Source organism: Caulobacter endophyticus (genome assembly GCF_003116815.1).
Classification (GTDB): domain Bacteria; phylum Pseudomonadota; class Alphaproteobacteria; order Caulobacterales; family Caulobacteraceae; genus Caulobacter; species Caulobacter endophyticus.
The window spans coordinates 1-25,110 of sequence record NZ_QDKQ01000067.1 but is presented as its reverse complement, the minus strand read 5'-3'; the positions used below and the strand labels follow the sequence as shown (position 1 = coordinate 25,110).

At 69.3% G+C, this 25,110-nt stretch carries 21 protein-coding genes and 1 other RNA gene; 11 read left to right on the top strand and 11 right to left on the bottom strand.

The genetic code is table 11. From position 1 onward, the window contains the following. Positions 1-46: 46 nt before the first annotated feature. Positions 47-1,537, top strand: coding sequence for an esterase-like activity of phytase family protein (locus tag DDF67_RS20060; protein ID WP_109102603.1), 1,491 nt, complete (start codon positions 47-49; stop codon positions 1,535-1,537). 203 nt (positions 1,538-1,740) lie between these two features. On the opposite strand, the gene DDF67_RS20055 is transcribed toward DDF67_RS20060, so the two are convergent. Beyond that, on the bottom strand, positions 1,741-1,866 hold the full coding sequence (locus DDF67_RS20055; RefSeq protein ID WP_058349058.1) for a hypothetical protein: 126 nt from the start codon (positions 1,864-1,866) through the stop codon (positions 1,741-1,743). Between the two features lie 154 nt (positions 1,867-2,020). Next, positions 2,021-3,463: a protein adenylyltransferase SelO gene (locus DDF67_RS20050; protein WP_109102602.1), complete on the bottom strand. Its 1,443-nt coding sequence runs from the start codon at positions 3,461-3,463 to the stop codon at positions 2,021-2,023. A gap of 265 nt (positions 3,464-3,728) precedes the next feature. Between DDF67_RS20050 and DDF67_RS20045 the strand changes: the two genes are divergently transcribed. Then, positions 3,729-6,335: a TonB-dependent receptor gene (locus DDF67_RS20045; protein WP_109102601.1), complete on the top strand. Its 2,607-nt coding sequence runs from the start codon at positions 3,729-3,731 to the stop codon at positions 6,333-6,335. Between the two features lie 131 nt (positions 6,336-6,466). On the opposite strand, the gene DDF67_RS20040 is transcribed toward DDF67_RS20045, so the two are convergent. The 3 genes from DDF67_RS20040 to DDF67_RS20030 all read right to left on the bottom strand — a co-directional run bounded on the left by DDF67_RS20040 (position 6,467) and on the right by DDF67_RS20030 (position 9,893). Beyond that, positions 6,467-7,963, bottom strand: a complete 1,497-nt coding sequence (locus DDF67_RS20040; protein WP_146198062.1) for a hypothetical protein — start codon at positions 7,961-7,963, stop codon at positions 6,467-6,469. A gap of 184 nt (positions 7,964-8,147) precedes the next feature. Next, positions 8,148-9,449, bottom strand: coding sequence for an MFS transporter (locus tag DDF67_RS20035; protein ID WP_109102599.1), 1,302 nt, complete (start codon positions 9,447-9,449; stop codon positions 8,148-8,150). 87 nt (positions 9,450-9,536) lie between these two features. Beyond that, entirely contained in the window at positions 9,537-9,893 is a 357-nt protein-coding gene (locus DDF67_RS20030; RefSeq protein WP_109102598.1) for a DUF3060 domain-containing protein, read from the bottom strand. A 197-nt stretch (positions 9,894-10,090) separates the two neighbouring features. On the opposite strand from DDF67_RS20030, the gene DDF67_RS20025 reads away from it, so the two are divergent. After that, positions 10,091-12,517: a M20/M25/M40 family metallo-hydrolase gene (locus DDF67_RS20025; protein ID WP_109102597.1), complete on the top strand. Its 2,427-nt coding sequence runs from the start codon at positions 10,091-10,093 to the stop codon at positions 12,515-12,517. Continuing rightward, the gene (locus DDF67_RS25595) at positions 12,514-12,684 is read left to right on the top strand and encodes a hypothetical protein (RefSeq protein WP_158278074.1); all 171 of its coding nucleotides are present in this window, start codon (positions 12,514-12,516) and stop codon (positions 12,682-12,684) included. Before DDF67_RS20025 ends, DDF67_RS25595 begins: the two co-directional genes overlap by 4 nt. Positions 12,685-12,875: 191 nt before the next feature. On the opposite strand, the gene DDF67_RS20020 is transcribed toward DDF67_RS25595, so the two are convergent. Next, positions 12,876-14,315: an aldehyde dehydrogenase family protein gene (locus DDF67_RS20020; RefSeq protein ID WP_109102596.1), complete on the bottom strand. Its 1,440-nt coding sequence runs from the start codon at positions 14,313-14,315 to the stop codon at positions 12,876-12,878. 223 nt (positions 14,316-14,538) lie between these two features. Here DDF67_RS20020 and DDF67_RS20015 point away from each other — a divergent pair, with 223 nt between their 5' ends. Continuing rightward, positions 14,539-15,942, top strand: a complete 1,404-nt coding sequence (locus tag DDF67_RS20015) for a glycoside hydrolase family 28 protein (RefSeq protein ID WP_109102595.1) — start codon at positions 14,539-14,541, stop codon at positions 15,940-15,942. Between the two features lie 154 nt (positions 15,943-16,096). Here DDF67_RS20015 and DDF67_RS20010 read toward each other — a convergent pair whose 3' ends face one another. Continuing rightward, positions 16,097-17,941 carry an arginine--tRNA ligase gene (locus tag DDF67_RS20010; RefSeq protein ID WP_109102594.1) on the bottom strand — a complete coding sequence of 615 codons (1,845 nt, stop codon included), beginning with the start codon at positions 17,939-17,941 and terminating at the stop codon, positions 16,097-16,099. After that, a complete protein-coding gene (locus DDF67_RS20005) occupies positions 17,938-18,639 on the bottom strand; it encodes a Tat pathway signal sequence domain protein (protein ID WP_109102593.1) in 702 nt (233 codons plus the stop codon). Before DDF67_RS20005 ends, DDF67_RS20010 begins: the two co-directional genes overlap by 4 nt. A gap of 175 nt (positions 18,640-18,814) precedes the next feature. Here DDF67_RS20005 and ispH point away from each other — a divergent pair, with 175 nt between their 5' ends. Beyond that, on the top strand, positions 18,815-19,789 hold the full coding sequence (gene ispH, locus DDF67_RS20000; protein WP_109102592.1) for a 4-hydroxy-3-methylbut-2-enyl diphosphate reductase: 975 nt from the start codon (positions 18,815-18,817) through the stop codon (positions 19,787-19,789). A 3-nt stretch (positions 19,790-19,792) separates the two neighbouring features. Here the strand turns inward: ispH and DDF67_RS19995 are convergent, their stop codons facing one another. Continuing rightward, positions 19,793-20,185, bottom strand: a complete 393-nt coding sequence (locus tag DDF67_RS19995) for a type II toxin-antitoxin system death-on-curing family toxin (RefSeq protein ID WP_109102591.1) — start codon at positions 20,183-20,185, stop codon at positions 19,793-19,795. A 6-nt stretch (positions 20,186-20,191) separates the two neighbouring features. After that, complete coding sequence (locus tag DDF67_RS19990) at positions 20,192-20,413, bottom strand: AbrB/MazE/SpoVT family DNA-binding domain-containing protein (protein WP_109102590.1); 222 nt, start codon at positions 20,411-20,413, stop codon at positions 20,192-20,194. A gap of 93 nt (positions 20,414-20,506) precedes the next feature. Here DDF67_RS19990 and thrB point away from each other — a divergent pair, with 93 nt between their 5' ends. From thrB to DDF67_RS19975, 3 genes are all read left to right on the top strand, one after another. Beyond that, positions 20,507-21,469, top strand: a complete 963-nt coding sequence (gene thrB / locus DDF67_RS19985) for a homoserine kinase (protein WP_109102589.1) — start codon at positions 20,507-20,509, stop codon at positions 21,467-21,469. Continuing rightward, complete coding sequence (rnhA, locus tag DDF67_RS19980; RefSeq protein ID WP_109102588.1) at positions 21,466-21,912, top strand: ribonuclease HI; 447 nt, start codon at positions 21,466-21,468, stop codon at positions 21,910-21,912. The genes thrB and rnhA overlap by 4 nt, the downstream gene beginning before the upstream one ends. A gap of 74 nt (positions 21,913-21,986) precedes the next feature. Next, the gene (locus DDF67_RS19975; RefSeq protein WP_109102587.1) at positions 21,987-22,403 is read left to right on the top strand and encodes an MAPEG family protein; all 417 of its coding nucleotides are present in this window, start codon (positions 21,987-21,989) and stop codon (positions 22,401-22,403) included. Between the two features lie 22 nt (positions 22,404-22,425). Here DDF67_RS19975 and nudC read toward each other — a convergent pair whose 3' ends face one another. After that, a complete protein-coding gene (nudC, locus tag DDF67_RS19970; protein WP_109102586.1) occupies positions 22,426-23,370 on the bottom strand; it encodes an NAD(+) diphosphatase in 945 nt (314 codons plus the stop codon). A 145-nt stretch (positions 23,371-23,515) separates the two neighbouring features. Here nudC and ffs point away from each other — a divergent pair. Both ffs and DDF67_RS19960 read left to right on the top strand, forming a co-directional pair. Continuing rightward, positions 23,516-23,614: signal recognition particle sRNA small type (gene ffs / locus DDF67_RS19965), an RNA gene on the top strand. Between the two features lie 82 nt (positions 23,615-23,696). Further along, a partial coding sequence (locus tag DDF67_RS19960) for a DNA polymerase III subunit gamma/tau (protein WP_109102585.1) occupies positions 23,697-25,110 on the top strand: 1,414 nt, incomplete at its 3' end.

Below are 25,110 nucleotides of genomic sequence, written 5' to 3'. Positions count from 1 at the left end.
GGGCGGCCCCAGCGGTCGTCCGCCGAACTGCGTCAAGGAGACCCCGATGCGCCGTCCGATCCTGCAGGCCCTCGCGATCGCCGCCCTTGCAACCGGGAGCCAGGTCCAGGCCCAGCCTCACCTGGTCAAGCACTGGAGCCAGGCGCTGGGCGACGAGACCGTGACCTTCCAGGGCAAGATCTTCGTCAACCACGGCCTGGTCGCCGTGGGGCGCCTGGACGGCGCTGCGCGCGACTTCAAGGGCGACACCCTGGGTTCGTTCTCCGGCATGGCCCTGCGGTCGTGGCGGCGCCTCCCCGACGGAAGCTACGAGGGCGAACTGCTGACCCTGCCGGACCGCGGCCCCAACGGCGTCGGCTCGGTGGCCGGCACGGTCGACTACGCCAACCGCCTGCACGCCCATCGCCTGACGCTGGAAGGCGGCAGGCTGACGATCGCCCCGACCGGCGGCTTCCTGCTGAAGGACGAGACCGGCCAGCCGTTCACCGGCAAGGACCCGGGCGCCAACGTGCTGAGCCGCCGCGGCATGCGCTATCCCTCGCCGGCCGCCGGCGAGGGCGCGGGCCGGATCAGCCTGGACTCCGAGGCCGTGGCCTACCTGCCGGACGGCGCGTTCTACGTGTCGGACGAGTACGCCGCCGGCATCTATCTGTTCGACGCCGAGGGCCGCCAGACCGGCGCGATCCAGGCCCCGCCGGCCCTGCTGCCGATGCACGAGGAAAGCCAGCTCGACTTCACCGCCGAGCGCGCCCCCGACACCGGCCGGCGCAACAACCAGGGGCTCGAGGCCCTGGCGGTCAGCCCCGACGGCCAGCGCCTGCTCGCCATGCTGCAGAGCGCCGCGGTGCAGGACACCACCGGCAAGAACGCGGCCACGCGCAACGTCACCCGCATCCTGGTCTACGACATCAGCCAGACCCGCACGCCCAAGGCGCCGATCGGCCACTACCTGCTGCAGCTACCCACCCTGCGCGAGGCCGGCGACGGCGGGCCCGCCGACGTCACGGCCGCCCAGTCGGAAATGCTGGCCCTCAGCGACCACCAGTTCCTGGTGCTGGCCCGCGACGCCAACGGCCGGGGCAAGGGCACGACCAACGGCCCGGTGTTCAAGAGCGTGCTGCTGGTCGACACCGAAGGCGCGACCAACCTGGCCGGCACGCCCTACGAGCTGACCGCCAGGCCGGTGGCCAAGGACGGCGCGCCCGTCGCCGGCCTCAAGCCCGCGGCCCAGGCCGAACTGGTGAACCTGCTCAATCCTGTCCAGCTGGCGAAGTTCGGCATGAACCTTTCGACAGCGCCGTCCGACCGCTTCAGCCTGTCGGAGAAGTGGGAAGCCATGGCGCTGGCCCCGGTCATGGACGCGTCCGCGCCCGACGACGTCTTCCTGCTGGTCGGCAACGACAACGACTTCGCCACGGCCAGCGGCCAGGTCAACGGCCAGGCGTTCGACGCGGGCCTGGCCAGCGACAAGGGAACCGGCGGCGGCGACAACGACAGCGTCATCCTGGTCTATCGCCTGACCCTGCCGCCCCGATAGGACGGTAGGCTCCCTACGCGAGAACGCCGCGCCAGGGGACGGGCGAGCGGTGCGCGTGGAAGTTGGCGTGATAAATCCTCTCCCTCTGGGAGAGGCGCCGGCGAAGCGGACGAAGAGGGTGCGGCGCAGAAACAAAGGACGTCAGCGGAAGCTGAAAGCGTCCCCCTCTCGGCTACCTCCCCAGAGGGGGGAGGCGCTATTTTCTAGGCCAGCTCCGGCTTGTCCGAGAGCGCTTCGCCGATGGCGCGCGCGCAGCCCGGCAGGCCAAGGGCGCCGATGAACGACAGGGCCACGGCGCAGACCAGCATGATCGGTTGGAAGATGCGCATGCGTTATTCTCCACCTTGTCCCACCGGTCCCGTGCAGGGGTCGGCCGCGGGGTTGATAGACCGCCGTCCAGCACGCTTAAATCGCAAGCTTGACGTTGGTTCCGGTTGCGACTCCGGAAAACTCAGCATGCGGCATAAATGCCTCAAACTTATGTCAGTGGTCCAGGCCATAGGCGCTTCTGGCGGCTTCTATCCTCGACAATTTCGCGTTCAGCGGCGCCCAGTCGTCGGCCTGGTCGATCGGCGTCCACAGGGCCTCGACCTCCTCGATCAGCAGCTCCTCGGGCTGAGACCGTCCGAACACGGGATTTTCCAGCCGCTCGGGACGATCCGGCTCGAACGCCGCAAGCCGTGAGCGGAAGTCGGCGAAGACCCCATCCTCGTAGAGCGCGCCGCGCGGCCCCTCCAGCGCCCGACGCTCAGACGCCTCGCCGCCGAACCAGTCGAAGAAGAACGGCTCCCAGCGCAGGGCCTCGCCGCCGGCGATCCTGGTCCCCTCGGCCAGGGCCTTGAAGGCGGCGTTGACCAGCTCGACGTCGGCCTCGGCGCCCTGGCTCCTGACCGCCAGCCGGGCGATCATCGCCTCGCGCAGGCTGTCCTTGTAGGCGTCCGAGAAGCGGTTGAGCGCGGCGATCAGGCCCGACTGATCGGGGCTGACCAAAACCAGGCAGGCGGCCAGCTGCTGCAGGTTCCAGAACCCCGCCTCCGGCTGGCGGCCGAAGCTGTAGAGGCCCGAATGGTCGAAATAGGCGGCCGTGAAGTTGGGATCGTTCCCGGGCAGGAACCGCCAGGGGCCGTAGTCGAAGCTCTCGCCCGTGACCACCATGTTGTCGGTGTTGAGCACCCCGTGCACGAAGCCGGCCGCCATCCAGCGGGCCACGAGCCTGGCGGTGCGGGTCACCACTTCCTCGAACATCGCCGTCGGCCGGTCCGGCGCGTTGGCCAGGTGCGGGAAGTAGGTCTCGACCACGTGGTCGACCATCGCGGAAATCAGGTCGGCGCGCTCGAAATAGGCCAGGCGCTGGAAGGTCCCGAAGCGGATGTGGCTGTGCGAGAGGCGCGTCAGCACCGCCGAGCGGGTCGGGCTGGGCTCGTCGCCGCGGGTCAGGGCCTCGCCGGTCTCGATCAGACTGAACGCCCGCGAGGTCGGAACGCCCAGCGCCTCCAGCAGGCCGGCGGCCAGGATCTCGCGCATGCCGCCCTTCAGGGTCAGGCGGCCGTCGCCGTGACGCGACCACGGCGTCTGGCCCGAGCCCTTGGTGGCCAGGTCGAGCAGGCGATCGGTTCCGGCCTCGCGCACTTGCGCGAACAGGAAGCCCCGGCCGTCGCCGAGCTCGGGATTGTACGAGCGGAACTGGTGGCCGTGATAGCGCATGGCCAGCGGGCTGGGCTGGGCGCCCGGCAGGGAGGCGAACCGCCCGAAGTGGGCGATCCACTCGGCGTCGGTCAGGCCTTCGAGCCCGATGGTCGCGGCGGCTCGATCGTTGCGGAATCGCAGGATCGTCTCGGGAAAATCGGCGGCCGCCACCGGGTCGGCGAACTCGCTCCCCAGCGGGGCGAAGCGGGAATCGGGGCGATAGCGTGCGGAGACCGGCATGGACGCCAGATGCGCCCGCCGCCCCTCGCGCGCAAGGGAAGGGCCCTTGATCGGCTTTTTAAGAAGCCCGGCATGTTCGCATAACGCTGTCGCAGTTTCGCAACAGGAACCTTCGAACCGTTCCACAGCAAGGTTTTCGCTTGCCGAGTATACGGAGCGCCCATAACCATTGGCTGTCCGTTCGAACGATCGTTCGAGCGAAGGCCAATCAAAAAACCGGCGGGGGCGGTGCAAGCGCTCTCGTCATAACGAACCGAGGTAGGAAATGCGCTTTACCCAGGTGCTTCGCGGCACGGCCTCCGCCGTCGTGCTCGCGGGCGTCGCCGCCGTCGGCGTCGCCCATGCTCAGGACCCGGCCGCGGCGGCCGCCCAGGAGCCCGAAACCCTCACCGTCGACAGCATCATCGTCACCGCCCAGAAGCGCGAGCAGAACCTGCAGGACACCCCGGTGGTGGTTACGGCGGTCGGCGCCAAGCTGCTGCAGGACACCGGCGTGCGCGACATCAAGGACCTGACGATCCTGACGCCGGGCCTGACCGTCACCTCGACGACGTCGGAAGCCTCGACCACCGCCCGCATCCGCGGCGTCGGCACCGTCGGCGACAACCCCGGCCTGGAAAGCTCGGTCGGCGTGGTGATCGACGGCGTCTACCGTCCCCGCAACGGCGTGTCGTTCGGCGACCTGGGCGAAATGGACCGCATCGAGGTTCTGAAGGGTCCGCAGGGCACCCTGTTCGGCAAGAACACCTCGGCCGGCGTCATCAACATCATGACCAAGGAGCCGGAGTTCGGCTTCGGCGCCAACGCCGAGGTCACCGCCGGCAACTACGGCGCCAAGGGCGCGTCGGCCTCGGTCACCGGTCCGCTGTTCGGCAGCGACAAGTGGGCGGGCCGCCTCTACGCCGCCGCCCGCCAGCGTGACGGCTTCAACGACGTGGTGACCGGCAAGGGTCCGAGCACCGAGAAGGAAGACGCCGACCAGAACTTCTACACCGTGCGCGGCCAGCTGCTGTTCGTGCCGGACGACAACTCGACCTTCAAGATCATCGCCGACTACACCAAGCGCGACGAAAACTGCTGCGGCGCCGTGCAGATCCGCACCGGCCCGACGGCGGCGATCATCAACGCCCTGGCCGGCGGCGTCGGCATCGCCAACCCCGCCAAGCCGTTCGACCGCGTGGCCTACTCCAACCGCGGCGCGCCGCAGGAGATCGAGGACAAGGGCATTTCGCTGCAGGCCGACATCGACCTGCCGATCGGCACGCTGACCTCGATCAGCGCCATCCGCAACTGGCGCATCGACAGCGGCCAGGACGCCGACTTCACCACGGCCGACATCACCTATCGCGCCAAGGACGGCACCAACTACGCCGAGTTCACCACCTTCAGCCAGGAACTGCGCCTGGCCGGCAGCACCGAGCGCCTGAACTGGCTGGTCGGCGCCTTCCTGGCCGACGAGCGCCTGGACAACGAGGCCAACTTCCGCTTCGGCAGCGACTACGAAGCCTACATGTCGACGATCGTCCTGTCGGGCGTCGCCGGCGCCCTGGCCCCGGCCGGCATCACGGTCAACCAGGCCAACAGCGCGCTGTTCGCCTCGCAGGTCACCGCCCTGCCCTATGGCAGCTCGTTCACGGCGGGCACGGGCCTGCACGACACCTACAAGCAGCGCTCCAAGACCATCGCGCTGTTCACCAACAACACCTTCAAGGTCACCGACGCCTTCGACATCACCGTGGGCCTGCGCTACACGGCCGAAGAGAAGGACCTGTCGACCTACCAGACCGGCGCCTCCAACGCCTGCGGCGTGCTGCTGACCCCGGCGGGCCAGGCCCGCGTGGCCTCGACCCTGGTGGGCCGCGGCGTGCCGGCCGCCCTGTTCGGCACCGCGACGGGCGCCAGCATCGTCTCGACCGTCGTCGGCAACATGTGCCTGCCCTGGGCCAACCCGCTGTTCAACGGCCGCGGCACCGAGCAGAGCCTGAGCGAGCGTGAGTGGACCGGCACGGTCAAGGCCAGCTACCGCCTGAACCCGTCGGTGTTCGCCTACGGTTCGTACGCCCGCGGCTACAAGGGCAGCGGCTTCAACCTCGACCGCACCCAGTCGTCGAACGGCACGCCCTCGGGCGGCGTCGGCGTCGTGCCGATCACCGACACCTCGTTCCCGGCGGAGTTCGTCGACAGCTACGAGCTGGGGCTGAAGAACACCCTGTTCAACCGCACGGTGCTGTTCAACGTCACCGGCTTCTACCAGAAGTTCTCGGACTTCCAGCTGAACACCTTCCTGGGCACCTCGTTCGCGGTGCGCTCGGTCGAGGAAGTGACCTCCAAGGGCGTCGACGTCGACTTCCTGTGGTTCACCCCGGTGCGCGGCCTGACCGTCCAGAGCGGCCTGACCTACGCCAAGACCGAGTACGGCGACCAGCTGGTGGCCAACGATCCGACCAACGCCCTGGCCCTGCTGCCGGGCTCGCAGATGTCGTTCGCCCCGGAATGGTCGGCCTCGGGCTCGATCACCTACGAGCACACGGTCGGCGGTTCGCTGAAGGCCAAGTACAACATCGGCGCCAAGTATTCCTCGGAATACAACACCGGTTCGGACCTGTTCCCCTTCAAGATGCAGGACGCCTTCACCCTGGTGAACGCCCGCGTCGGGATCGGCGACGCCGACGACAAGTGGGCCGTCGAGCTGTGGGCCCAGAACCTGTTCGACGAGGACTACTACCAGGTGGTGTTCAACGGCCCGCTGCAGGGCTCGTCGGGCCTGTCGGCGACCAACAAGGTCTACAACCCCGCCGCCGACACCCTCACCTACGACGCCTTCCTCGGCGCGCCGCGCACCTACGGCGTCACCCTGCGGGCGAAGTTCTAATCGACAAGGCTAAGGGGCCCGGCGACGGGCCCCTGGGGCAGGGAAGGGGCGGCCTTGGCGGGCCGCCCTTTTTCTTTGGGCCAATGACGCCAGCAGACCAAATTGGCCACCGGCGTCGCAGACGGCGCGCCTTATCCGGCGCGCCATTTCGCCCCGTCGCAGAAGGCCGGAGTCGTGGCCCCGCCCCCGCCGACAAGGACGCCCAGGAAGGTCGGATTGGCCGCATCGCCAACCATGACGCGCTTGCCGTAGGCGTTGACGTCACAGGCCGGGAGACCAGCGACGCTATAGCCTGCGTAGGTCTGGATCGCCGATGCGTACATCGAACCGTCCACCCGCGTGCCGCTGGTCACCGAAGTCTCGCTGGCCGACGTCGTGTAGATCATGAAATCGGACGGCGCGGCGCCGCTGGTGGGCGTCAGAACCACGTGGCCCTTGGGCAGCCCCGTGACCTTCAGGCCGACGGCGCCCGCCGAAGCGGCCGTCGTGCCGCCGGGGCCGGCCCCGTCGACGAGCATCGCCGCCTTGTCGAAGGAATAGATCGTCTGGCCATAGATGTAGGGCGCGCCGCCCCCGACACGCGCTATGTTCAGACCCGTGGCCGGCTTGTACTGCCCGACGCCGTTGATCGTCATGCCATAGCCCCGGCCATCCGGCCCGGAATGGGTGTTGAGATCGACCTCGAGACCAATGGCGTTGCCCGTACCGCCCAGCACCGAGCCCGCCTCCAGGTTGGCCAAGATGTTGGCGCCCCAAACCGTGCCCGGAAACGAGCCCGAGGGCGACCGCGCGCCAGCGTAGAGGCCCACCGCGCTACCGCCGTAGCCGGCGGACGGCTCCATTTCAGCCGTGATGACGGCGTCGCCAGGGACGCCGGCGAACGGAAGCGGCGCGGTGCGCCCCTCGGGGCTGGCGTAGAAGTAGTTGAAACGGCTCTGTTGGGAGATGTTGCTCCGGATGCTCGGCATGGCCCCCGAACCCGAATAGGTCGTACCGGGGTCGACCAGCAACTGGGCCGGAGGCGAGGGCTGCTGAACGTTGCTGAGCAGGCGGTAGCTGACCGCCGGTTTTCTCAGAATCAGCGTCTTGCCCGAAGCCGCGTTCAGGGCGGCCTGCATGGCGGGTGCATCGTCGGTTACGCCGTCGCCGGCCAGGCCTCTGGCGACGATCGGATAGAGTTGCTGCTGGCGCACCGCTTGGTGCGGCAGCGTCGCATCCTCATCCAGAGCGACCGGACCGGCGAACACCGTACCGCCCCCCGGCGGCAGGGTGATCTGCGACTTCTCGCCCAGCGTCGTCTGACCGCCTGCGGTCACGGTGAGGGGAAACTTCTGGTTTGTCGCGTCATAGAGGAAGAACGAGTTGTCGCTCTGGCGTCCGAACTGCCACTTGCCGACGCCGGCGCTGAGGAAGTTGATCGTGGACTGATTGCCCGAGGACTGCGCGTCCAGGGTCAGCGCCGAATTGCCCGAGGAGGGCGACACCGACGTGCTGCCGAACGTCGCCGACGGTCCGTTCAGCGGACCGGTCAGGGTTCCGCCTGTGGTGGGCAGATAGGATTGGGCAAGGGCGGGCCCGATGGCGCACGAGGCCATCAGAGCGGCCACGAGCATGGTCGCTTTCTTCATATTGGATTCCTAGAAATTTGAATTAATTTAAATATTTAGCTCGAACAAGAAGTCGGCGCGCCGCCAAGACGGCTTGGAGCCGGTTTGGCGGGTGGAGCTCCTCTTGAACGTGAAAGAGCTTATGCTTCTGTCACGACAGAATCGGTCGGATCGCCCAGGCGTCGCCCCCTAGGAGCGCGCCCCTTCACCCCGCCGCATACGCCGCCTTCAGCTGCCGGTAGGGCCGTGAGTTGAACGCCGCCACGGTGGCCAGCACGCCGACCGCCCCGGCCGCGGTGAACACCAGGGCGATGCCCCGGTCGGGGCCCCGTCCGAACCAGTCGCCGATGGTCGCCGCGCCCGCGCCGTTCGTCATGAACGGGATCACCACGAACTGGGTCAGCGGACCGATCAGGAAGGCGGTCAGGGGCGAGGCCGCCTGCTCCACCGACTGGGCGAAGCCGAACACCCTGCCCTGGCGCTCCAGCGGCACCACCTTCTGCAGGGTGGTCTGCTCGGCGGCCTCGGCATAGGGACCCAGCAGCATCCAGACGAAGCAGCCGCCCGCCAGCAGCCAGATCGACGACTGCAGCGTGAAGACGCAGCAGACGGCCCAGGTGATCAGGTTGACCAGCAGCAGCGTGCGCAGGGGGCTCGGCCCCAGGCCCGTGCGGGTGATGACGATCCCGCTCAGGATGAAGGCCGTCGACAGCACGCCGAACAGCAGCCCCCAGACCTGCACCGACACCAGCGACAGGCCATAGGCGTCGAGCAGGGCCATGAAGATCCCGCCCAGGAAGTTGTTGAAGCTGGCGAACAGGATCAGCGCGAAGAGGCCCGGCACGGCGGCGATCACCCGCACGGTGCCGGCGATGTCGACGCGGCGCGGGGCGGCGTGCTCGCCGTCCTCGGCGGTCGCGCGCGGCTCGTCCACCCGGACGAGCGCCAGGTGCGCAAAGGCCGCCATGGTGAAGGCCAGGGCGAAGACCAGGGTGAACAGCATGCCGCCCCAGGCCACCAGGAAGCCGCTGATCACCGAGGTGGTCAGGAAGCCGACGCCGGTGACCATGCCCACCAGGCCGTTGGCCTTGTCGCGCCGGTCCTCGGGCACCAGGATCGTCACCAGGGTGGGCAGGGCCACGGCCCGGATGTTGCCGGCGATCACGCCCAGCATGGTCAGGCCGATGAAGATCCACAGCCACGGCCGCGAGACGTCGGCGATCGCGCCCTTCGGCGACAGCTCCAGCACCGACAGGGCCACGGCGTAAAGGCAGAACGAAGCGATGCTCGACCCCAGCATCGCTGTCTTCTTGCGATAGTGGTCGACGAGGCTGCCGAACCAGAAGCCGCAGCCCGCCGTCAGCACCAGATAGACCCCCGCGATCATGCCGGTGGCGAACACCGAACGGGTCTCCAGGTAGACGTAGAAGGTCAGGGCGAACCAGACCGTGAAGTTGGTGATGTTGGCCACCAGGTTGTTGGCCAGCAGGTGGTGGAACGGGGTCACGTTGCGCCTCCGCGCGGCGCCGAGGACCGCTCGGCGGCCACCGTGCCAGCGGCGGGTGACAGGCGCAACGGCGGGAGGACGAAGGCCCTACTTCTCCCGGACCACCTGGTTGTCGACCCCGCTGACGCTGCGGCGGACCTCGCCGGCGGAGCGCCAGCGCACCTTCTGGTCCGTGCCGGTGACCGACAGCACGCCGCCCGGCGCGATCGTGGCGCTGACCGTGTTGCCGCTGCCCGAGATCTCGACGCTCTTGCACACGCCGGTCAGGGTGACGGTGTTGTCGACGCCGGTGATCGCCACGGCGCGGCCCTCGCACGACAGGGTCTCGACATGGTCGGTCCCGGAGATGGCGATCGCCTTGCCGCTGGCCTCGACCGGGCCCGTGGCCTGGGGCGGGGCTGCGGCCAGCATGGCCAGGATCGCGAAGGCGGGAACGATGATCATCGATGACCTCGAAGCACGTGGCAGGGAAGCGCAGGCATAGCGCGGCCGTGGCCCGCCGCCATGCTGGGGAAAACCCTAGCGCCGCCGCGCCCATTTTCGTTCCGCTTCCTCGCCTTTCCCGTTCCCCCCGCGCGCGAACACCCGCACCCTCGACGAGGGGGCGAATCGCCGGGGATGGACGCGAGGGCGAGCCGCGCATGAAAGCGATCAGACTTCTGGGCTTCTGGATCTGCCTGCTGCTGGGCCTGGCCCTGGCCGCCCTGGCGCAGAGATCGCCGCCGGTCGTTCCCGCCAGCGCCCCGCCCGACGCCTTCTCCGCCGAACGGGCCATGGCCGACGTGCGGACCATCGCCCTGCGCCCCCACCCCACCGGCTCGACCGACATCGTGCGGGTGCGCGAACACCTGATGGCCCGCATCGCCGCGCTGGGACTGGAGCTCTCCGTCCGCGCCGACGAGGGCTATGCCGGCACGCGCAACGACGGCCGCTGGCTGGCCGCCGGCACGGTGCAGAACGTCATCGGCGTGCTGCCGGGCGCCGACCGTTCCAAGCCCGCCGTGCTGATCATGAGCCACTACGACTCGGTGGCCAACTCGCCCGGCGCGGCCGACGACGCCGCCGGCGTGGCCGCCGCGCTGGAGGTCGCCCGCGCCCTGAAGGCCGGCCCCAAGCCGGCCCGCGACGTCATCTTCCTGTTCACCGACGGCGAGGAGCAGGGCCTCCTCGGCGCCGACGCCTTCTTCGCCCGCGACCCGCTGCGCCAGAAGGTCGGCGTTGTCATCAACATGGAGGCGCGCGGCGACAGCGGCCGGGCCGCCATGTTCCAGACCGGCCCGCAGAACGGCGCCCTGATGGCCCTGTTCGCCCGCGAGGCCCGCCGCCCGGCGGCCAACTCGCTGGCCGCGGCGGTCTACGACAAGATGCCCAACGACACCGACTTCACCCACGCGGTGAAGGCTGGCCTGCCGGGACTGAACTTCGCCTTCATCGACGACCAGCTGGCCTATCACACGCCGCTGGCCAAGGCCGACCACCTCGACCAGGGCAGCCTGCAGCATTTCGGCGACCAGGTCCTGCCCACCGCTCGCGCCCTGGCCAGCGCCGCCGACCTGCCCGGCAAGGCGCCCAACGCGATCTATTCCGACGTCTTCGGCCTGTTCCTGGTCAGCTATCCGATCGCGGTCGCCTGGGGTCTGCTGGCCCTGGCAGGGGCGCTGGTGCTCTACGCCCTGGTGCGCGGCCTGCTGATCCGGGGGACCAGCGCCGTCGAACTGCTGAAGGGCCTTTGCGGCTTCCTGCTGGTGGGAACCTCCGGAGCGCTGGCCCTGCACCTGACCGGCAAGCTGCTACACGTCGCCGACCTGCAGGCCCACTATGCGCTCCTGGGCCGGTTCGACCCGCTGCTGCTGGGCTGCACGGCGATCCTGGTAGGCGTGGCCCTGGCCGTGGTCATCGGCCAGGCCAAGGGCGCGGCGCGGATCTGGCCCAGCCTGCTGGCCCTGCTGGCCGGGGGCGCGACCGGCCTGGTCGGCGGGCCGCCGGCGCTCGACCCGGTGGGCGCAGGCCTGGGCGCAGCCAGCGCCGTGCTGGTCTGGGCCGCGCTGGGCAAGCCGGTCGGCGTGCTGGGGGCCTGGATCGGCGCCCTCGTCGGCCTGCTGGCCGTCGCTGTCGCCGCCATGATCCTGCTGCCCGGCGGTTCGGTGATGGCCGTCTGGCCGCTGCTGGTCGCCGCCCTGGCCGCCGTGCTGGTGCTGGCCAAGGGCGGCACCCGCGACCGCCGGGTGGCCTGGGCCCTGACCGCCTGCGTCGCCCTGGCGGCGGTGATCGTCGTCACCCAGGTCGGCGCCTGGGGCGGCTGGACCTTCGCGGGGCTGGGCGTGGGCCTGCCGGCGATCCTGGCGGCGTTCGGCCTGCTGGCCCTGCCGGCCCTGATCCCCCTGGCCCACGACTTCTCCGCGCTGAAGCTGGCGGCCATACCCGCCACCCTGGTCGCCCTGGTCGGCGCGGGCCTTACGGCCTACGCCGTGCTGGCCGGCGCCACGCCCGCCCGTCCGGAGCTGACCGAGGCCGCCCACCTGTCGGACCTGTCGACCGGCCAGGCGTGGCGGATCTCGACCCTGCCGCGCCTGGACGCCTGGTCGCGCGGCGCGCTGACGGCGCAGGGCGGCGCCCCGGCGCTCAAGGAACTGGCGCCGTTCTTCAAGTCCAAGGCCTGGATGGCCGAAACCCGGCCCGTGCCGCTGGATCCGCCCCAGCTCACCGTCGAGCAGGCCGGCGAGCGCCTGCTCGTGCGGGTGATCCCCGGCCCCGGCGCCGAATACGTCACCCTGCGCATCAAGCCCGACGGCATGCTGGCCGGCGCCCGCCTCAACGGCCGCCCCGTGCCGCTGGTCACCAAGCGCGGCGAGTGGACCAGCCTGACCTACCACGCCCCCGATCCCAACGGCGTGACCCTCAGCTTCAGCCGCCTGAACGGCAGCGGACACGTCGAGGCCGCCGCCCTGGAAGTCCGCGAAGGCTGGCCCCGCGCCGCCCCCTCGCCGGGCGCCAAGCCCGACGGCCTGATGGGCTGGGGCCTCTCGGACAAGACCCTGGTCCTGACCCGGGCAAGCGTGCGCTGGTGAGCGACGACATCGCCCTCGCGCTGACCGAGGACGAGGCCCTGGTTCTGTTCGAATGGCTGTCTGATTTCGAGGCGGCCGACCTAGGGGCCGGCCGAACGGACGGCGATCGACAGCCTGGTCGCGGTGCTGGAAAAGCAGCTCACAGCGCCGTTCGCGGCGGACTATGACGAGCAGGTCCTCGCGGCGAGGGCGCGGCTCTCCGAGTAACCTCTCCCATGGGGAGAGGGAGGGGCCAGCCGCGGAGCGGTGGGAGGGTGAGGGGGTAAACCCTCACCGCCGTAACCCCTCATCCTCCCACGCCTAAGGCGCGGGCCCCTCCTTCTCCCTCTGGGAGAAGGTGAGCTGAGCGGGAGAAGGTTTACTCCGCCGCCTGCTTGGGCGCGTAGCCGAGGATGGCCTTGGTCTCCAGGAACTCGCCGAAAGCGTGGTCGCCCCATTCGCGGCCGTTGCCGCTCATCTTGTAGCCGCCGAACGGGGCCATCAGGTCGGGGCTGGCGCCATTGAGGTTCACCTGGCCGGCGCGCAGCTTGGCGGCGACCTTGCGCACGCCTTCCGGATCACCGCCCGACACATAGGCCGCCAGGCCGTACTCGGTGTCGTTGCCGATCGCCACGGCCTGGTCGACGCTGTCGTAGCCGAGGATCGACAGCACCGGGCCGAAGATCTCTTCCCTGGCGATGGTCATGTCGGGGGTGACGTTGGCGAAGACGGTCGGCTTGACGTAGTAGCCGGTCTCCAGGCCTTCCGGCTTGCCCGGACCGCCGGCCACCAGGGTCGCGCCCTCGTCGACGCCCTTCTGGATCAGGCCCTGGATCTTCGTCCACTGCGCTTCGGAGACGACCGGACCCAGCTTGGAATTGCCGCTGGGATCGCCGACCGTGTGGGCCTCGGCGGCGGCCCTGGCGATGGCGATCACCTCGTCCATGCGCTTGGCGGGCACGAGCATGCGGGTGGGCGCGTTGCACGACTGGCCCGAGTTCATCATCACCGAAGCCACCCCGCCGCCAACGGCGCGCTGGAAATCGGCGTCGTCGAGGATGATGTTGGGGCTCTTGCCGCCCAGTTCCTGGTGCACGCGCTTGACGGTCGGGGCGGCGTTCCTGGCCACCTCGATGCCGGCGCGGGTCGAGCCGGTGAACGACACCATGTCGACTTCGGGATGGCTGGACAGGGCCGCGCCGACGGTCGGACCATCGCCGTTGACCAGGTTGAACACCCCCGCCGGCACGCCGGCAGCTTCCAGGATCTCGGTCCACACCCAGGCCGAGAACGGCGCGATCTCCGAGGGCTTGAGCACCATGGTGCAGCCGACGGCCAGGGCCGGCGCGACCTTGCAGGCGATCTGGTTCACCGGCCAGTTCCACGGCGTGATGAAGGCGCAGACGCCGATCGGCTCCTTCACCAGGCGCGTCGTGCCGCGATCTTCCTCGAACTTGTAGTCCTTCAGCACCTGCAGCGAGGTCTGGACGTGGGCGATGCCCATGGCCGCCTGGGCGCGCTGGGCCAGCCAGGCGGGGGCGCCCATCTCCTCGGTGATGGCCTTGGCCATGTCCTCGAAGCGCTTCTGGTACTCGGCGATGATCCGCTCGAGCAGGTCGATGCGCTCCTCGCGGCTGGTCTGGGAATAGGTGGGGAAGGCCTTGCGGGCGGCGCGGACGGCGAGATCCACGTCTTCCACCGAACCCAGGGTCACCCGGCCGGCGACGGCCTCGGTGGCGGGGTTGATGACGTCCACCGTCTTGTCGGACTTCGCCTCGACCCACTGGCCGTCGATGTAGAACTTCAGGTAGTCGCGCATGGGTTCCTCCTGCCGGGCCGCTCTAACCTGGGACGGGGGCGGCGCTCTTTCAAACGCTCATTCTAATTATCGGCGATCACGTGGGAAGGGCCTTCCCTCGCCCGCGCGTACGGCATGATCGTCGGCGCCAGACAGCAACTCCCGAATATTGACTTCGAATTCCAACATGTGAGGAATGAGCGCGATACGGGCGCTCGACGCCCGACGCCAGGGGAGACGCCGCATGACCTTCGACCTTCCCACGCGCCGCGCGGCGCTGGGCGCCGGGATCGCCGCGCCGCTGCTGGTCCCGGCGCTGGCCTTGGCGGCTCCCCTGCCCCGCCGGCTGGTGCGCCCGACCGCGCCGTTCGACATGCCCTCGCTCGGCGTGCCGGACTTCGGCGAAGCCCGGCGCTTTCCCATCACCGACTTCGGCGCCGACCAGGGCGACCAGGGCAAGACGAGCGCCGCCATCGCCGCGGCGATCACGGCCGCCAACGCCGCCGGCGCCGGCGTGGTGGTCGTGCCGCAGGGAACCTGGCCGACCGGCAAGGTGCATCTGAAGAGCAACGTCGCCCTGCACCTGGCCAGGGGCGCCACCCTGCTGTTCTCCGAAAAGCCCGCCGACTACCTGCCGCCGGTCCAGACGACCTGGGAGGGGCTGGAGTGCTGGAACTACTCGCCGCTGGTCTACGCCTTCGACTGCGAGAACGTGGCGATCACCGGCCCCGGCAAGCTGAAGGCCAGGCTGGACGTCTGGCGCGAGTGGTACAAGCGGCCCAGGCCGCACATGGACGCTCTGGTGGCGCTCTATCATCAGGCCGCCAGGGGCGAGCCGGTAAGCCAGCGCCAGATGACCGCGGGCGAGGCCAACCTGCGCCCGCAGTTCATCCAGTTCAACCGCTGCCGCCACGTGCTGATCGAGGACGTCAGCATCGAGGACAGCCCGTTCTGGGTGATCCACCCGTTCCTCTGCACCGACGTCGTCATCCGCCGGGTGAAGATCCGCGCCCATGGCCACAACAACGACGGCGTCGATCCGGAGATGAGCCAGAACGTGCTGATCGAGGACTGCGTCTTCGACCAGGGCGACGACGCGGTGTCCGTGAAGTCGGGCCGCGACCAGGATGCGTGGCGCTTGAGGGCTCCCACCCGCAACGTCGTCATGCGCGACTGCAAGATCAGGAACGGCCACCAGCTGATGGCCGTGGGCAGCGAGCTGTCGGCGGGGATCGAGAACGTCTTCGTCGACAACTGCCACTTCGTAGGCGACGGGAAGGGCGAAGACGGCTGGGCCGTGCCGATCGCCAACCTGCTGTTCATCAAGACCAACGAGCGGCGCGGCGGCTTCGTGCGGGGCGTCCACATGCGCAATGTCAGCGCCACGAAGATCGCCGGCAGCGTGCTCGCGGTCGACACCGACGTCCTCTACCAGTGGCGCACCCTGGTGCCGACCTACGAGCGCCGGCTTACCGCGATCGAGGGGCTGCGGGTTTCCGACGTACGCGTGACCGAGGCCGGCTCGCTGTGCAGCATCAAGGGCGAGAAGGACCTGCCCGTGCGCGACGTGCGGCTGCGCGGGGTGACCGCCGGCAAGGTGGCCGAGGCGGTGAGGACGGAGAACGTGGTGGGGTTCGAGTTGGGCTAATCCCTCCCCCTTGATGGGGAGGGACAGGGGTGGGGGTGAGTGCGGCGGCCAGGCTTGCGCCGGGTTCTGAACCGCTGTCACCCCCATCCCCGGCCCTTCCCCCATCAAAGGGGGAAGGGAGAAGAGCGAGCCGAAAGGCCCGCCCCCCTCAATCTTACATCCGCTCCGGCGTCTCGACGCCCAGCAGGTCGAGCGCCAGCTCAAGCTGCTTCAGCGCCGTCTGGGCGAGGGTCAGGCGCGAGGCGCGCACGGCCGGATCGTCGGCGCCCAGGATCGGGCAGGCGGCGTAGAACTTCGAGAAGCCCTGGGCCAGCTTGTAGGCGTGCTCGGCCACGAAGTTGGGGGCCTTCTTGTCGTACGCTTCGCTCAGCGCGCCCTCGAAGGCGTCCAGCAGCAGGGTCAGGTCGCGTTCGGCCTGTTCGGCCACGATCACCGGACCACCTTGGGCGCCCTGTTCGGCCGCCTTGCGCAGGATGCTCTTGATACGGACGGTCTGGTACAGCAGGTACGGACCGGTCTTGCCCTCGAAGCTGGTGAAGCGGTCGAGGTCGAAGACGTAGGAGGTGCCGCGGAAGTTCTGCAGGTCGGCGAACTTCAGGGCGGCGACGCCCACCTTGTGCGCGGTTTCCTCGAAGGCTTCCGGCGACAGTTCCGAACCGAGGCCGGCTTCACGCAGGCGCTCGCGGGCCTTTTCGCGGGCCATCTCGATCAGGTCGTGCAGCTTCAGCACGCCGCCGGCGCGGGTCTTGAACGGCTTGCCGTCGGCGCCGTTCATGGTGCCGAAGCCGATGTGCTCCAGGCCGCCCGGCTGGGCGTAGCCGGCCAGGTAGGCGGCGCGGAACACCTGCTCGAAGTGGTCGGCCTGACGCTGGTCCACGCAGTAGAGAATCAGGTGCGGGTCGAACGACTGGCGGCGATCCAGGATCGTGGCAAGATCCGTCGTGCCGTACATGGCCGAGCCTTCCGACGAGACCACCAGCAGCGGATCGGGGCTTTCGACCTCGATCACCGAGCCGTCGGGCAGCTTCTTCTTCTTCTTGGTCTCGCCCGGACGGGCCACGCGGACGATACGGGCGCCCTGGTCCTCGACCAGCAGGCCCTTGTCCTCCAGCTGGCGCACCATCGGCGCGATCAGCGGGTCGGCGTCGCTCTCGCCCTTCCAGAGGTCGAAGTCGACGCCCAGGGCATGGAACTCGCGTTCGAGGGCCACGCGGCTGACCTCCACGAAGTGCCTCCACAGCAGGCGGTAGCCGAAGCGGCCGTTCTGCAGGTCGGCGGTCGCCTTGCGGGCGCGGTCGCGATACTCGGCGTCTTCCTTGGCGCGCGCGGCGGCGGCCGGATACAGGCGGTCGAGGTCGGCCAGGGTCACCCGGCCGGCGAACTCGGCGCGCACCTTGGCGGCGTCGGCGTCGGAGAAGTCGCGCGGGGCGTCCGGCAGCTTGTCCATCAGGGCCGCGATGAAGGCGTCCTCGTCCATCACCGCGGTGATGAGCAGGCCCATCTGGAAGCCCCAGTCGCCGAAGTGGGCGTCGCCCACCACCTGGTCGCCGCGGAAGCGGTACAGGCGCTTGATCGACTCGCCGATGATCGAGGCCCGCAGGTGGCCCACGTGCATCGGCTTGGCCACGTTCGGGCCGGCATAGTCGACCAGCACGCGGCGCGGATCGGCCAGCAGGCTGGCGCCGGCGCGCTCGTCGGCGGCGATCTCGTCGGCGCGGGCGGCCAGGGCCGCGGGGCTGACGCGCATGTTGATGAAGCCGACGCCGGCGATCTCGACCGAGGCCAGACGCGGGTCGGCCTTCAGCTGTTCGACCACCTGGACAGCGATTTCGCGGGGGTTACGCTTGGCGCTCTTGGCCGCGGCGAGGGCGCCGTTGCACTGGAAGTCGGCCAGGTCGGGCCGGTCGGACGCCGTGACGCGCCCGAAGTCGGGAGACAGTCCGGCGGCCTGGAAAGCGGCCGCGGCCGCCTCGCTCAAGGACCGCTTCAAATCGTTCATTGCTTAGGAGGAGTCCCTGCTTGCTGGGCTTGGGCGGCCTGGCCGGCGTTGACGCGGAAGCGCTTGCCGTCGCGGTTGAAGGCGGCCATTTCCGGGGTGACGTCGAAGCCGATCAGGACTTCGAAATTGCTGCCGCTCGTCGTGGCGTCGGCGCGCGGGATGGTGATGGTCTGCAGCTTCTCGGTGGCGTAGACGCGGTCGCCGCTGGCCGGGAAGGTGATGGGCAGGTCGAAATATTCCTTGGCCAGCACGTCCTTGTTGCGCTCGGTGACGGCCACCCAATAGCGGTAGGTCTTGCGAGACTCGGTCCCCTCGGGGCCGCGGCCCAGTGCGAACAGCACCTCGACCTGCATCTTGATCGGGTCGTCGCTCTTGTAGGCGCAGCCCGAGGACACGCCCTGGATTTCGCCGGTGTAGGCGGTGGCCGCGGCGCTTTCCTTGCCGCCCTTGAACTCGACGAAGCGGCTGGCGTCGTACAGCACCTTGACGAAGGGGCACGGGCCGGCGTTGCGCAGCTGGGCCAGCGGAGCCTTGGGCTGGTTCCACTCTTCGTCGCGCTTCTTCTTCTTGGCACCGCCGTCGTCCTCCTGGCCGCCGCCCTGACCGCCGCGGCCGCCCTGGGCATAGGCGCTGGTGGCGGTGACGGCGATCGACAGGGCCATCAGGGCGCTGAAGGCGACGGAAAGCGTGCGGCGCATGAAACGTCCGGTTCGAGAAGGATTGCCAGAAAGGGAAAGGCCCCAACCGGCGTCAATGCAGCCTGATAAAGGCATATGCGTGACCTCGCAACGGGCGCACGTTGCAGCCTGGTCGTCAAAACGCTACGCGCGGCACGTCTGGCGCATGGACGCGCGAACGCTTAGGTTCCGCGCCATGACCACGCCCGCCCCGATCCGTCCCCCGGTCCGCCCAAAGCTCCGCCTGTACCTGGCCAGCCCGCGCGGCTTCTGCGCCGGGGTCGACCGGGCCATCCAGATCGTCGAGCGGGCCATCGAGAAGTTCGGCGCGCCGGTCTATGTGCGCCACGAGATCGTCCACAACCGCCACGTGGTCGATCGGCTCAAGGCCTTGGGCGCGATCTTCATCGAGGAGCTGGACGAAGCGCCCGACGACCGCCCGGTGGTGTTCTCGGCCCACGGCGTGCCCAAGTCGGTGCCGGCCGAGGCCAAGTCGCGGCAGATGATCTATCTGGACGCCACCTGCCCGCTGGTCTCGAAGGTTCACGTCGAGGCCCAGAAGCACTTCGACAACGGCCGCGAGATCGTGCTGATCGGCCATGCCGGCCACCCCGAGGTGGTCGGCACGATGGGCCAGTTGCCCGAAGGCACGGTGGCCCTGATCGAGGACATCGACGATGCGCGCGCCTGGCAGCCCAAGAACGCCTCGAACGTGGCCTTCCTGACCCAGACCACCCTGTCGGTCGACGACACCGCCGACATCGTGGCCATGCTCAAGGAGCGCTTCCCCGGCATCGCCGCGCCCCACAAGGAAGACATCTGCTACGCCACCACCAACCGCCAGGACGCGGTGAAGATGCTGGCGCAGGCTTCCGACCTGATCCTGGTGGTCGGCTCGCGCAACTCGTCCAACTCGGTGCGCCTGAAGGAAGTGGGCCTGAAGGCCGGCGCCAAGGCCGCCTACCTCATCGACGACGCCTCGGGCCTGGACTGGAGCTGGTTCGAAGGCGTTTCGAGCATCGGCCTGACCGCAGGCGCCTCGGCGCCTGAAGACCTGGTGCAGGGCGTCATCGACGCCATCAGCGGCCACTTCGACCTGGAGATCGAGGAACTGGTCGAGGCCCGAGAGACGGTGACCTTCAAGCTGCCGAGGCTGCTGACGACGGCTTAGGGATCAGGGCGCGTCGATGACGCGCGGACGGAGCCATTCCGCGAGTTCGGGAATGCCTATCTCGCCGGCGGCTACAGCGAACATCACCGTCGTTGCATCGTCGGGCTCGGCCGCGAGCCAAAGGCCGTTGTCCTCCAGGAACATGCCGAGCGCCATGAACGCCGCGCGCTTGTTGCCGTCGACGAAGGGATGGTTCGAGGCGATCGCCACGGCGTAGGTGGCGGCAAGCTCGATCAGGTCCGAAAGGCCTTCATAGACGTAGCGATTAGTCGGACGCGCCAGGGCGGAGTTCAGCAACCCCGCGTCCCGCACTCCGCTCGCGCCTCCCGTCTCGGCCAGAACCAGGTCGTGCCAACTGATGAGCAGTGCTTCGTCCAGCCAGACGGGCTCACTCATTGCCAACTACTTCGCCAACGCCTCGAAGGTGGACCGGTAGCGATCAAGGAAAGCTCGACCGCGCTCGAAACGCTCGTCCGTCGATCGAGCGGCCAGCGTGAACGGGCCGCCGGCCTCGCCGTCGATAACCAGTGTGTCGCCGGCCTTGGCGCCGAGCAAAGCAAGCAGTTCCTCGGTCAGTTCGACCTTAACCGCCTCGCCTTGTTGCTCGATCCTGAGTTCGATCATGGAGCGCTCCTTGCGGCAAAAACCATAGCACGCCGCTCTCGCCGCCGACAGGAGCCGCTTGACCGCCAGCGCGCGGCGCCGCATCCCGCGACCATGGCCGTCTATACCGACATCACCGACCAAGAGCTCGAAGGCTTCCTGGCCGACTACGACCTGGGCGCCCCGCTGGCGTTCAAGGGCATCGCCGAGGGCGTGGAGAACTCCAACTTCCTGCTGGAGACGGAGAAGGGCCGCTACATTCTCACGGTCTACGAGCGCCGTGCCCGGCCCGAGGACCTGCCCTATTTCCTGAACCTGCTGGGCTGGCTGGCCGATCGCGGCTATCCGTCGGCGCGGCCGGTTCCCGACCAGGCGGGCAGGACGCTCAAGACCCTGCGCGGCAAGCCGGCCGCCATCGTCGGGTTCATGCCGGGCCTGTCGGTACGCAAGCCCAGCCCCGCCCACTGCCGCGAGGCCGGCGAGGGCCTGGCCTGGCTGCACCTGGCCGGCGAAGGCTACGAGGGCCGCCGCGCCAACGACCTGGGCCAGCCGCACTGGGCCCCGCTGTTCTCCAAGCACCGCCAGGCCGCCGAGGACCTGAAGCCTGGCCTGGCCGCGACGATCGACAAGGACCTGGCCGAGATGGCCCTGGCCTGGCCGCGCAGCCTGCCCAGCGGCACGATCCACGCCGACTACTTCCCCGACAACGTCTTCTTCAGGACCGACGGCAAGTTCGCGGCGACCATCGACTTCTACTTCGCCTGCGACGACGCCTACGCCTATGACGTGGCCGTGACCCTGAACGCCTGGTGCTTCGAGGCCGACGGCAGCTTCAACGTCACCGCCGCGCAAGGACTGATCGCCGGCTACGAGCGCCGCCGTCCCCTGAGCCCGGCCGAGCGCGACGCCCTGCCGATGCTGGCGCGCGGCGCGGCCATGCGCTTCTTCCTCACGCGCCTGGCCGACTGGAACGCCACGCCCGCCGGCGCCCTGGTGCGTCCCAAGGACCCGCTGGAGTACGAGCGCAAGCTGGCCGTCCACCGCGAGGGCCTGTCGCTGTTCGGGGGCCGCGCGTGACCCCCAAGCTCGTCATCTACACCGACGGCGCCTGCCGCGGTAATCCCGGCCCCGGCGGCTGGGGCGCGGTTTTGATGTACGGCGACAAGCGCAAGGAGATCTGCGGCGGCGAGCTGGCGACGACCAACAACCGCATGGAGCTGATGGGCGCGATCATGGCCCTGGAGGCGCTGAACCGCCCCACCAAGGCCGAGCTGCACACCGACAGCCAGTACGTGATGAAGGGCGTCACCCAGTGGATCCATGGCTGGAAGGCCAAGGGCTGGAAGACCGCCGACAAGAGTCCCGTCAAGAACGTCGACCTGTGGCAGCGCCTCGATGCCGCCCGCCTTCGCCACGAGGTCGACTGGCGGTGGGTCAAGGGGCACGCCGGCCACGAGCACAATGAACGCGCCGACGAACTGGCCCGCCGCGGCATGGAAGAGACGCTGAAGAAGCGCTGACGAAACGGCAGGCTTCGCGCAACGCCGCTTCGCCGATAGCCTCCCCCCGAAACACGACCTGGGGAGGCAAGGCCATGGATACGATGATCGCGCCGGTGCTGGCGCTGGTGAGCTGGTCGCTGCTGGTGTGGGCGTGGATGTACGCCCAGCGCCTGCCGGCCATGATCAAGGCCGGGATCAAGCCGCAGGACGCACGCTTCCCCGGCGCGCTGGACGTGCTGCCCGACAAGGCCCGCCAGGCGGCCCACAATTACAACCACCTGATGGAGCAGCCGACGATCTTCTACGCGGCGGCCCTGGCGATCTTCGTCGCGGGGCACGGGGATGCGACGGCGATCGCCCTAGCCTGGGCCTATGTCGCCCTGCGGGTCGTGCACAGCATCGTCCAGGCCGGGATCAACATCGTGATGGCGCGGTTCGCCGTGTTCTGCCTGAGCACGATCGTGCTGGCGGTGATGGTCGTACGGGAGTGGGGGCGGCTGCTGGGGTGAGGGTTCAGGAACCGCAGCCTCGTCAGTCTTCAGACTCGCACCAGGTCTTGATCAGCTGGTGCGCGATCGCCAGCGTCGGGGGCGCGAAGGCGTCTTCGATCTCGCCGCGGATCAGGGCTTTGGCCTCGTCCTTGTCGAACCAGCGGACGGCTTCCAGCTCGGTCTGGTCGGGGGCGGCCTGGTCGCTGTCGACCTCGGCGATCATGCCCATCATCAGCGAGGCGGGGAACGGCCAGGGCTGGCTGGAGTGATAGCGGACCTTGGTGGCGACCAGGCCCGCCTCCTCCTTCAGCTCGCGGGCGCAGGCCTCCTCGATGGTCTCGCCCGGCTCGACGAAGCCGGCCAGGGCCGAGAACATGCCGGCGGGCCAGGCCGCCTGGCGGCCCAGCAGGCACTTGCCGCCATGGACGGCCAGCATGATCGCCACCGGATCGGTGCGCGGGAAGTGCTCGGCGTGGCAGGACGGGCAGATGCGCTTCCAGCCGCCGTCGGCGACGTCGCTCCTGTTGCCGCAGTTGGCGCAGAACGGGTGCTTGCGCCGCCATTCGAACATCGACTTGGCGGTGGCCAGTATGCCGGCGTCGGGCGCGGGCAGGGTCGCGGCCGCGCCGCGCAGGTCCTCGAACCGGCCAAGCCCGGCAAGCGCGCCTTCCGACGGATCGGCCGCGCCCTCCAGGTCGACGGCGAAGACGGCGATATCCTTCCACAGGCCCATGAACAGCAGGCGCTCGTCGGTGCCCGCCAGGTCCTTGGCCATGTCGGCGCGCAGATAGGCGATCTGGACGCCGGTGGGCTGGTCATCCGCGGACGGGGCGTCCTCGACCAGGACCTTGCCGTTCCAGACGGCCACGGCCAGGGACTGGGCGTCCTCCAGCTTCTCGGCGATCCAGCTGGCGTCGCCTCGGCGCTCGCTGGCGCGGTCCAGCGGGTTGCCCGCGAAGATGTTGACGATCTCGGAAAGCGGCATGGGCGAATCTGTAGAGGCTGGGCGCCGAAAGTGTAAGGGGTTTCGGCGCGCGGCGCCCGCCCAGCGACGGACGGCGGTGAAGAGTCGTCATCACCCGGAGCGCTTGGCGCTTGCATATCGATCGATGAGTCGCGATATACGCCCTCGGAGATCGGCGACGGACGATGGCCTCGCCAACCTGGTCAGGGCCGGAAGGCAGCAGCCACAACGAGATCACCCTCGGGTCGCCTGCCGGTCTCCACCTTCCCCCAAAATCAGTCAGCATCGGCTAATGCAAACGCGCCGCGAGCCTTTTGCCGCGCCGTCCGACGCTCTAGACTGCACCCATGGCCGACCACGACCTCACGCCCGATTCCGCGCCCCCCTGGGATGAGCCCGCCTTCGCCTCCCAAGGGCGTGAGGAGGAGGAAGCTCCCGAGCGCGACGAGAACACGGCCGACATCTTCGGTGAGGCGCCCGCCCCGGCCGCCGTCCCCGCCACGACCAAGCCCCTGCCCGAGCCGGAAGCCGAAGAGGCCGGCGCGGCCTACACCGTGCTGGCCCGCAAATACCGCCCGCGCACCTTCGAGGACCTGATCGGCCAGGAGGCCATGGTCCGCACCCTGGCCAATGCGTTCACCACCGGCCGCATCGCCCACGCCTTCATGCTCACCGGCGTTCGCGGGGTCGGCAAGACCACGACCGCCCGCCTGCTGGCCCGCGCGCTGAACTACGAGAGCGACACGGTGCACGGTCCCAGCGTGGACCTGACCACCGAGGGCCGCCACTGCCGCGCCATCATCGAGGGCCGGCACATGGACGTGCTGGAGCTCGACGCCGCCAGCCGCACCAAGGTCGATGAGATGCGCGAGCTGCTGGACGGGGTGCGCTACGCCCCGGTCGAGGCGCGCTACAAGGTCTACATCATCGACGAAGTGCACATGCTGTCGACGGCGGCGTTCAACGCGCTGCTGAAGACGCTGGAAGAGCCGCCGCCGCACGCCAAGTTCATCTTCGCCACCACCGAGATCCGAAAAGTTCCGGTGACGATCCTGTCGCGGACCCAGCGCTTCGACCTGCGCCGGATCGAGCCGGACGTGCTGGCCAGGCACTTCGACCGCATCTCCCAGCGCGAAGGCGCCAGGATCGATCCAGACGCCCTGGCCCTGATCGCCCGCGCGGCCGAGGGCTCGGCCCGTGACGGCCTGTCGCTGCTCGACCAGGCCATCGTCCAGACCGAGAAGGGCCAGACCGTCACCGCCGCCGTGGTGCGCGACATGCTGGGCCTGGCCGACCGCAGCCAGACCATCGCGCTCTTCGAACAGGTGATGAGCGGCAAGCCGGGCGAGGCCCTGACCACCTTCCGCCAGCTGTGGGGCTTCGGCGCCGATCCGGTGGTGGTGATGCTCGACCTGCTCGACCACTGCCACGCCTCGTCCGTGGCCAAGGCCCTGGGTCCCGACGCCCTGTCGATGCCCAAGGAGCAGGCCGCCCGCCTGACCTCGGTCGGCGCCCAGACCAGCGCCGGGACCATGGCCCGCCTGTGGCAGATGCTGCTGAAGGCCCATGACGAGGTGCGCCGTGCGCCCGACGCCATGGCCGCCGCCGAGATGGCCCTGATCCGCCTGTGCTACGCCGCCGACCTGCCTGGTCCGGAAGAGGCGCTGAAGGTGCTGCGCGACGGCGGCAATCCGGGCGCGGGCCCGGGCGGCGGCGTCGCGGTGGGCGGAGGCGCCGCCCCGGGCGGCGCCGTCTCGGCCG

Coding starts and splice junctions, on each gene's coding strand:
- DDF67_RS20030 (WP_109102598.1), bottom strand. CDS start 9,893: ATGATCATCGTTCCCGCCTTCGCGATCCTGGCCATGCTGGCCGCAGCC.
- DDF67_RS19990 (WP_109102590.1), bottom strand. CDS start 20,413: ATGATCGAACTCAGGATCGAGCAACAAGGCGAGGCGGTTAAGGTCGAA.
- DDF67_RS19975 (WP_109102587.1), top strand. CDS start 21,987: ATGGATACGATGATCGCGCCGGTGCTGGCGCTGGTGAGCTGGTCGCTG.
- DDF67_RS20055 (WP_058349058.1), bottom strand. CDS start 1,866: ATGCGCATCTTCCAACCGATCATGCTGGTCTGCGCCGTGGCCCTGTCG.
- DDF67_RS20010 (WP_109102594.1), bottom strand. CDS start 17,941: ATGAACGATTTGAAGCGGTCCTTGAGCGAGGCGGCCGCGGCCGCTTTC.
- DDF67_RS19995 (WP_109102591.1), bottom strand. CDS start 20,185: ATGAGTGAGCCCGTCTGGCTGGACGAAGCACTGCTCATCAGTTGGCAC.
- nudC (WP_109102586.1), bottom strand. CDS start 23,370: ATGCCGCTTTCCGAGATCGTCAACATCTTCGCGGGCAACCCGCTGGAC.
- DDF67_RS20015 (WP_109102595.1), top strand. CDS start 14,539: ATGACCTTCGACCTTCCCACGCGCCGCGCGGCGCTGGGCGCCGGGATC.
- DDF67_RS20045 (WP_109102601.1), top strand. CDS start 3,729: ATGCGCTTTACCCAGGTGCTTCGCGGCACGGCCTCCGCCGTCGTGCTC.
- DDF67_RS20060 (WP_109102603.1), top strand. CDS start 47: ATGCGCCGTCCGATCCTGCAGGCCCTCGCGATCGCCGCCCTTGCAACC.
- thrB (WP_109102589.1), top strand. CDS start 20,507: ATGGCCGTCTATACCGACATCACCGACCAAGAGCTCGAAGGCTTCCTG.
- DDF67_RS20025 (WP_109102597.1), top strand. CDS start 10,091: ATGAAAGCGATCAGACTTCTGGGCTTCTGGATCTGCCTGCTGCTGGGC.
- DDF67_RS20050 (WP_109102602.1), bottom strand. CDS start 3,463: ATGCCGGTCTCCGCACGCTATCGCCCCGATTCCCGCTTCGCCCCGCTG.
- DDF67_RS20040 (WP_146198062.1), bottom strand. CDS start 7,963: ATGAAGAAAGCGACCATGCTCGTGGCCGCTCTGATGGCCTCGTGCGCC.
- DDF67_RS20020 (WP_109102596.1), bottom strand. CDS start 14,315: ATGCGCGACTACCTGAAGTTCTACATCGACGGCCAGTGGGTCGAGGCG.
- DDF67_RS20005 (WP_109102593.1), bottom strand. CDS start 18,639: ATGCGCCGCACGCTTTCCGTCGCCTTCAGCGCCCTGATGGCCCTGTCG.
- ispH (WP_109102592.1), top strand. CDS start 18,815: ATGACCACGCCCGCCCCGATCCGTCCCCCGGTCCGCCCAAAGCTCCGC.